General features: G+C 66.7%; 6 protein-coding genes. All 6 read left to right on the top strand.

Going from position 1 to position 8,485, the window contains the following annotated elements; genetic code table 11:
• Window positions 1–1,311 (top strand): ATP-dependent DNA ligase (locus AC5RWX_RS27080; protein WP_494099356.1); only part of this gene is annotated, 1,311 nt, incomplete at its 5' end.
• Between the two features lie 181 nt (window positions 1,312–1,492).
• The gene (locus AC5RWX_RS27085) at window positions 1,493–3,130 is read left to right on the top strand and encodes a helix-turn-helix transcriptional regulator (RefSeq protein ID WP_494099357.1); all 1,638 of its coding nucleotides are present in this window, start codon (window positions 1,493–1,495) and stop codon (window positions 3,128–3,130) included.
• 93 nt (window positions 3,131–3,223) lie between these two features.
• Window positions 3,224–3,568, top strand: coding sequence for a hypothetical protein (locus tag AC5RWX_RS27090; RefSeq protein ID WP_494099358.1), 345 nt, complete (start codon window positions 3,224–3,226; stop codon window positions 3,566–3,568).
• Complete coding sequence (locus tag AC5RWX_RS27095) at window positions 3,565–4,671, top strand: flavin-containing monooxygenase (RefSeq protein ID WP_494099359.1); 1,107 nt, start codon at window positions 3,565–3,567, stop codon at window positions 4,669–4,671. The genes AC5RWX_RS27090 and AC5RWX_RS27095 overlap by 4 nt, the downstream gene beginning before the upstream one ends.
• 9 nt (window positions 4,672–4,680) lie before the next feature.
• Window positions 4,681–6,759, top strand: a complete 2,079-nt coding sequence (locus AC5RWX_RS27100) for an acyltransferase family protein (RefSeq protein WP_494099360.1) — start codon at window positions 4,681–4,683, stop codon at window positions 6,757–6,759.
• A 227-nt stretch (window positions 6,760–6,986) separates the two neighbouring features.
• The coding region (guaB, locus tag AC5RWX_RS27105) for an IMP dehydrogenase (RefSeq protein ID WP_494099361.1) at window positions 6,987–8,485 on the top strand (1,499 nt) is incomplete at its 3' end.

The following is an 8,485-nucleotide window of genomic DNA, read 5'->3' on the forward strand; positions in this document are numbered from 1 at the left end:
CCGAGCCTTACCGTCGCCGACCTCGACGCGGCGCTGGACCGGCTGCTCGTTACGTCAGGCGCAGGATCGGCAGCGGAGCGCGCGGCGACCCTCCGGACGCTGACGGCGGCAGCCACGGAGCGAGAGCAGGCCTTCATTGCCGGCGTGCTGCTCGGCGAACTGCGGACCGGTGCGCTTGAGGGTGTTCTCACCGATGCCGTTGCCCGTGCCGCCGACCGGCCCGTCGACGCCGTACGCCGTGCGGCGATGCTCTCCGGCGACCTTGGCGAAACCGCCCTGCTCGCGATGACCGGCACGGCAGCCCAGCTTGGCGCCGTCGGTCTGGTGGTCGGCCGCCCCGTCCAGCCCATGCTCGCCTCAACCGCGGCCAGCGCCGGGGCAGCGCTGGAAGTCACGGGGGAGGCATCGGTGGAATACAAGCTCGACGGCGCGCGCATCCAGGTGCATCGCCTCGGCGACGAGGTGCGCATCTTCACGCGTACCCTGGCCGAGGTGACCCACCGCCTGCCCGAGGTGGTGGACGTGGTGCGCCGCCTGTCCGTGCGGGATGTGATCCTCGACGGCGAGACCCTGGCCCTCAACGAGGACGGCGGCCCGCGACCGTTCCAGGAGACCATGTCCCGGTTCGGTGCGGACGCCGCGCGCGCAACCTTGCTTCATCCATGGTTTTTCGACGTGCTGCACGTCGACGGGCGGGACCTGCTCGACGAGCCGCTGGTGACCCGCATCGAAGTGCTCGAGCGCATCGCTCCCGGGTACCGGATCCCTGGAGAGATCACAGCGGATGCGGCAGCAGCTGAGGAAGTGGCTCGGAATGCACTGGCGGCGGGGCATGAGGGCGTGGTGGTGAAGGCTGTTGGATCTGCCTACGCGGCGGGCCGCCGGGGGTCCAACTGGGTCAAGGTGAAGCCGGTGCTCACCTACGACCTGGTGGTGCTCGCGTGCGAGTGGGGGTCAGGACGGCGGACCCGGCTGCTGTCGAACCTGCACCTGGGAGCCCTCGACCCCACGGGCGAGTTCGGCGAACCCGGCGGTTACGTGATGGTGGGCAAGACTTTCAAGGGCCTCACCGACGCCCTGCTGCGGTGGCAGACCGGGAGGTTCCAGGAGCTTGAGGTGCGGCGCACGGCGGGCACCGTCTGGGTGGAACCCGTCACCGTGGTGGAGATCGCGATCGACGGCGTGCAGCAATCCTCGCGCTATCCCGGCGGAATCGCCCTGCGGTTCGCCCGCGTCAAGCGCTACCGTGACGACAAGACGGCGGCTGACGCCGATACCATCCAGACGCTGCGAGGACTGTTGCGTTCGTAGCCGACCGGCGCCAGCGCGGTGCCGCACAGACCGCGGCCGGAGGCACCGCCAAGGCAGGTAGGAAGGCACGTGCGGTGCCGCTTGTGCCCGATGTGCGCCGGGCGTACCGTGACGATTAAGTACCGTCGCATACAGTGCACGACGGCGGCAGTCGGCTGGGTGGGCACCGGAAGGAGGCCACATGTCAGCTGAAACCGGCATCGACCAGGGCCGGTCAGCGTTCCGCGACCAGCGCTGGACCGATGCCTACGAGAACTTCCGCGATGCCGACCGGCGGGGTGGGCTGCCGGCCGCCGATCTGGAGCGCCTGGCCACCGCCGAGATCCTGACCGGCAACACCGGTGAGGGGCTGGAGTCGCTCACCCGGGCGCATGAGGAATACCTGGTGGTCGGCGACCTGGCAGGGGCCGCCCGGTGTGCCGCCTGGCTGGTGATTCATCTGATGAACGCGGGGGAGATGGCGAGGGCCGGTGGCTGGCTGGCACGCGGCCAAAAGCTGGTGCATGAACTTTCCGAACCGGACGCGGTCCAAGGCTTCATTCTTGTGCCGGTGGCGTTGGGGAGGCTCTACGCCGGCGATCCCGAGGGCGCGCGCCAGTTGTTCTCCCAGGCTGCAGACGTGGGACGGAGGTTCCAGGACAAGGACCTGTCAGCGTTCGCCCTGCTGGGGACAGGTCAGGCCAACCTGAAGCTTGGCCGGGCCGAGGAGGGCCTCAGGATGTTCGACGAGGTGATGGTGGCCGTGACATCGGGGGAGCTGTCCGCTGTGCCGTCGGGAATCATCTACTGCGCCGTCATAGGAAACTGCCAGCTGGCGTTGGACCTGCAGCGGGCGTTGGAGTGGACACGGGAACTTGACCGCTGGTGCCGTACCCGCCCGGACACGGTGGCGTTCAGTGGCCAGTGCCAGGCACACCGGGCTGAGCTGTTCCGGTTGCATGGTGCATGGGCCGACGCGCTGGAGGCAGCCGCGGTGGCGCAGGAACTCTCCGGCAAGGGTGATCCTTGGGCACTCTATGGCGGCTACTACCAGCAGGGCGAAGTGCAGCGGCTCACCGGCAACCTGGACGACGCCGAGGCCTCCTATCGGCGGGCGGCCCGCAGCGGTTACGAACCGCAGCCAGGCCTCGCACTCCTTGCGTTGGCCCGTGGGGACGTAAAGCAGGCGCAGGCGATGATCCGCAGGGCGGCCGGCGTCGCGGATGCGGCTACCCGGCGGCACCTGCTGCCCGCGCTGGTGGATATCGAGCTGGCCGTCCCCCAGGTAGAGGCAGCCCGGCAGGCCGCAAACGAACTCGCTGTATTTGCGGCGGAGTTTCCAAGGCCGATGGTCCAGGCGGTGGCCAGCCAAGCCGACGGCGCAGCCCGGCTGCACGAAGGAGACCCCGCTGGTGCGTCGCAGGTCCTTCGCCAAGCCTGGCATCTGTGGCTGGAACTCGGAGTGCCCTACGAGGCCGCCCGCTGCCGCGTGCTGGTGGGGCGGGCATGCCGCGACCTCGGCGATGAAGCGTCAGCCCTGATGGAATTCGAGGCGGCGCACGCAGAATTCCTGGAATTGCGCGCTGCTCCAGCCGCAGCCTGGGTGGCGTCGCTGATGCGGGCAGGCAACGGGAACGGTGCCACCGGGCCGCTTTCCCCGCGTGAAACGGAAGTGCTCCGGCTGGTCGCTTCCGGTAGCGGCAACCGGGCCATTGCCGCGGAACTCTACCTCAGCGAGAAAACCGTGGCGCGGCACATCAGCAATATCTTCCTGAAGCTTGGCCTGTCCTCACGCGCAGCCGCCACCCGGTACGCGTTCGAGCACGGGCTCGCAGGATAGCGACGGCTGCATAAAAATACCCATTCCGCTGGCAGGGGCAGTTACACGATTTGGCCGACGCGGACCCGATGGCCCCGGCCATAGCCTCAAAACATGAACCTTCCAGTCCTTGCCGGCACACTTTCAACGGTGCTGTTCGCCGTGGGAATGCTGCCAATGCTGGTCAAAGCCGCACGCACCCGGGACCTTGCTTCCTACAGCCTGGGGAACCTGGTCCTGAGCAACGTGGCCAACGCCGTGCACTCCATTTACGTTTTCAACCTCCCGGCCGGACCCATCTGGGTCCTCCACCTCGCCTACGTCCTGGCGTCCGCCCTGATGCTGGCCTGGTGGCTGCGCTACAGGGAGGCGGACCGCGACAAAAGAGGCACATACGCAGCGGGACCGGAGGGCTCTGCCGCAGGCCTCCCCGTCAGTGAAACAGGAGCACAGCCATGAACAACAACACCGTGACCGGCATGCTGGACACGATCATCATTGGTGGCGGCCAGGCAGGACTCGGCCTGGGCTACCACCTGAAGGAGCAACAACGGAACTTCCTTATCCTCGACGCTAACCCGCGTACCGGCGACGCATGGCGCCAGCGGTGGGACTCACTCCGGGTGTTTACCCCCGCGAAGTACGACGGACTCCCCGGCGAAGCGTTTCCGGCGGACCCCCTGTCCTTCCCCACCAAGGATGAGGTGGCAGGATACCTGGAAGGCTATGCCGCAAGGAACAGCCTGCCGATCCTCCACGGGACCCGCGTGGAACGCCTGTGGCGGGAAGGGGGCCACTTCGTCGCAGCATCCAACGGCCACCGCTGGGAGGCGCACAACGCCGTCGTAGCCACCGGAGTCAGCCAGGCTCCCAAGGTTCCGGCGTTCGCTGCAGAGCTGGCCCCTTCCATGGTTCAGCTCCACTCCAGCGCCTATCGGAATCCCGGGCAGCTGCAGGCCGGCCCGGTCCTTGTGGTCGGGCTCGGAAACTCCGGAGCGGAAATCGGGCTCGAAGTGAGCCGGACGCATTCCACCATCGTCGCCGGAAAACCGGGCGGCGAAATCCCGGTAAAACATGGCCGGACCGCGGCCCGCTTCTTCCTGCCGCTGGTGCGCTTCCTCGGGCTGCACGTACTCACCCTGGGTTCACCCATTGGACGCAAAGCCGCACCCGCCTTCAAAGCACACGCCGCCCCCCTGATCAGGACCAAAACCAAAGACCTGGCGGCAGCCGGGGTGCAGATCCTGCCGCGGGTCACCGGCGTGCAGGACGGGAAGCCCGTGCTCGCGGACGGCACCCGGCTGGACGTGGCAAACGTCATCTGGTGCACCGGTTTCCGGAACGACTTCAGTTGGATCGATCCGGACCTGCTCGACGACGGCGCGCTGCCACGCCAGCACCGCGGCGTGGCGCTTGATACACCGGGGCTGTTCTTCCTTGGGCAGGAATTTCTCTACGCAGCGGCCTCCGCCACCCTGCCCGGTGCAGACCGTGACGCGCGGTACCTGGCCGGGAAAATACCCCAGTTGGGTAGAATTGATGTTTTGCCTATGCGCCTGTGAGGTCTTTTTGTGTCAGTAGCGAGAACAGCGGTTGCAGCGGGACCGCCTTCCGGAGCCGATGCCAAGAGCCGGAAACCCACGTTCCGGCCAGAGGTCCAGGGGCTCCGGGCCCTCGCCGTCCTGATGGTGGTTGCCTACCATGTGTGGCTTGGCCGGGTGTCCGGCGGGGTGGACATTTTCCTGCTGATTTCGGCTTTCCTGCTCACGCTTTCCTTTGTCCGCAAAGCTGAATCAGGGCGTCCCTTCGGGCTTCCGGGACACTGGCTGCACCTGTTCAAGCGGCTGTTGCCGGCTGCCGTTGTGGTCATCCTCGGCGTCCTTGCCGGGACGTGGCTGATCCTGCCGCAAAGCCGCTGGCCGCAGGTGCTGGACCAGGCGTGGGCGTCGCTGCTGTACAACCAGAACTGGCTGCTCGCTGACACCGCTGTTGACTACTACGCCCAGGACAATGCCGGCGCCAGCCCGCTCCAGCACTTCTGGTCATTGTCCATCCAGGGCCAGGTCTTTGTTGTGTGGCCCCTGATCTTTGCCGGTACCGCGGCGCTGTTGGCACTGCTGCGCCGCGTCCCGGCACTTGGCGCGGTGAACTACCGGGGGCTGCTGGCGCTGGTCTTCGGAACGGTCTTCGCCTTTTCGCTGGCCTACTCCGTAGAGCAGACCGCAACCAACCAGGCTTACGCCTACTTCGACACCAGGGCCCGGCTTTGGGAATTCGCACTCGGATCCCTTCTTGCCTTGGCGCTGCCCTACCTCAAACCAGCCCGGGCCCTGCGGGTGGTCCTCGGCTGGGCAGGACTGGTTGCCATGATCTCCTGCGGCCTGCTGCTGACCGTTGACCGGTCCTTCCCCGGGTACGTCGCGCTGTGGCCCACCCTTGCAGCGGCGGCCATTATCGTCGCGGGACAAACCGGCAGCCGATGTGGTGTGGATGCGTTCCTGGGCAGCAAACCCATGGTGGCGCTGGGGGACAATTCCTATGCACTGTACCTGTGGCACTGGCCCGTCCTGGTGCTTGCGCTCGCCGCTACCGGGGTCGAGGCGCCCAACCTGGCCCAGGGACTGGGCATCGTCGGCGCATCAGTCGTTCTCGCTGTCCTCACCACCCGGTTCGTTGAAAAGCCGCTCCGCGACTGGCACTGGCCGAAGCGCCGGGCCTGGCGCACCGCCGTCGTGATTGCTGCCTGCGGCGCCGTCCTCGCCGGTCCGGTGGCCGTGTGGCAGACGACGCTCACCGCAGAGGAAAGCGCGACGGCGGCCCAGCCGCGGGAGCTCACGCCAGGGGCAGCGGCCCTGAACCCGGAGAACGCTCCGGTGCCTGCTGCTGACGCCAAGATCATTCCCGGGCCGGCGGCGCTGGACAGCGACTGGGCCGGAATCCATGCCCCCTGCACCGGTGCCAACGCCACCGCCGACTCCATCCTCGAAGGGTGCCGGCAGGAGGTCCCGGAAGGGGAGTTCACCAAACGGATTGTGGTCCTTGGCGACTCCCACTCGCAGCAGTACCTGGGTGCGCTGGCGCCGATTGCGGCTGCACGGGGCTGGGAACTGGTGACGCTGCTGATGCCGGGGTGCCGCTTTGGTGCCGAGTCGGTGGAAAGGAACGCGGAATGCAATGCCTACAACCAGGCCAGCGCCGCCTACGTCCTGGAACACAAGCCCGACGCAGTGTTCACGGTGGCATCACTGACCCATGAGGAAGCCCCGTTCGAAACCGAAGTCCCGGGCTACGTGGCGGGCGTCCGGCCGTTTGCCGACGCCGGGATCGAGATCATCGGTATCCGGGACAACCCCCGCTTTACGTTCAACATGCCCGAGTGCATCCAGCGCAACGGCCCGGACGCCTCGGAATGCAGCGTGTCCCTGGAAGAATCCCTGGTAAGCCCCTCTCCGCTCGAAAACTACGCGGGCCAGGTCGAGGGGCTGCACCTGATGGACCTGAGCGACTTCATTTGTGCGCGCGGCATCTGCCCGGGCGTGGTGGGAAATGTCTACGTCTACAAGGACGACAACCACCTCACCCGGACCTACGTGGAAACCATGATCCCCATGTTCGAACAGCGGCTCCTGGCCGCGACCGGCTGGAACTGACGGCTCCACAGCATCCCGCTGGGGCTGCCGTTGGTGTGGTTGCTCACATTGCCGGCATGGAATAGGGGGATCGGCGCCAAGGTTCTAATATTTACTCAACACTTTCTGAACCGGAGCGCCGCACGCAGTGGTGGTCCCGATCTTCTGCACAGGCCAGTCCCGTAATGACGGGCTGGTCATCGGCTGCAACCCCTACCCGCACAGCAACCAAGGTAAGAGGCGCATTCATGACCGAGCCCGAACACAACCCCTTTGGCTTCATCGGCCTGACCTACGACGACGTCCTGCTCCTGCCGGGTCACACCGAGGTCATCCCTTCCGAAGCGGATACGTCCTCGCGGATCTCCAAGCGCATCACCGTTCAAACCCCCCTGCTGTCCGCAGCCATGGACACAGTGACGGAGTCCCGGATGGCCATCGCCATGGCCCGGCAGGGCGGCCTGGGCGTGGTGCACCGCAATCTGTCCATCGCCGACCAGGCGGACCAGGTGGACCGCGTAAAGCGCAGCGAGTCCGGGATGATCACCAACCCGCTGACCATCCGGCCGGAGGCAACCCTGCGCGAGCTGGATGACCTCTGTGCCCAGTACCGCGTGTCCGGCTTGCCGGTGGTGGACGAGGACAACCGCCTGCTGGGCATCGTCACCAACCGCGACACCCGCTTTGTGCCCGAATCCGACTTTCCGCTGCGGCTGGTCAGTGACGTGATGACCAAGATGCCCCTGGTCACCGGTCACGTTGGCATCAGCCGCGAGGAAGCCTCGCACAAGTTGGCCACGAACAAGATCGAAAAGCTGCCGCTGGTGGATGAGCAGGGCCGGCTGAAGGGCCTGATTACCACCAAGGACTTCACCAAGGCGGAGCAGTACCCGCTGGCCACCAAGGACGACGAGGGCCGGCTACGGGTGGGTGCAGCCATCGGCTTCTTCGGGGACGGCTGGGAGCGCGCCATGGCACTGGTCGATGCCGGCGTGGATGCCCTGTTCGTGGACACCGCGAACGGCCACTCCCAGGGCGTGCTGGACATGATCCGCCGCCTCAAGTCCGATCCCGTGGCTGCTCACGTTGACGTCATTGGCGGCCAGGCCGCCACCCGCGAAGGCGCCCAGGCGCTGATTGACGCCGGCGCCGACGGCATCAAGGTGGGCGTGGGGCCTGGCTCCATCTGCACCACCCGCGTGGTGGCCGGTGTGGGCGTCCCGCAGATCACCGCCATCTACGAGTCCGCCAAGGCAGCCATCCCTGCGGGGGTTCCCCTCATCGCCGACGGCGGCCTGCAGTACTCCGGGGACATTGGCAAGGCCTTGGTGGCCGGCGCCGATACGGTGATGCTCGGCTCCCTGCTGGCTGGCTGCGACGAGTCACCGGGCGAGCTGATCTTCGTCAACGGCAAGCAGTTCAAGTCCTACCGCGGCATGGGCTCCCTGGGCGCCATGCAGTCGCGGGGCAAGAACACGTCCTACTCCAAGGACCGTTACTTCCAGGCTGACGTCTCGGGTGATGACAAGCTCATTCCCGAGGGCATTGAAGGCCGTGTTGCCTACCGCGGTCCGCTGGCTTCGGTGGCCTACCAGCTGGTGGGCGGCCTGCGCCAGACCATGTTCTACACCGGTGCCCCTACCGTCCACGAGCTGAAGGCCCGCGGCAAGTTTGTCCGGATCACCCCTGCCGGGTTGAAGGAATCGCACCCGCACGACATCCAGATGACGGTCGAGGCGCCGAACTA

The sequence above is a fragment of the Arthrobacter sp. SPT-J7 genome, assembly GCF_059089965.1.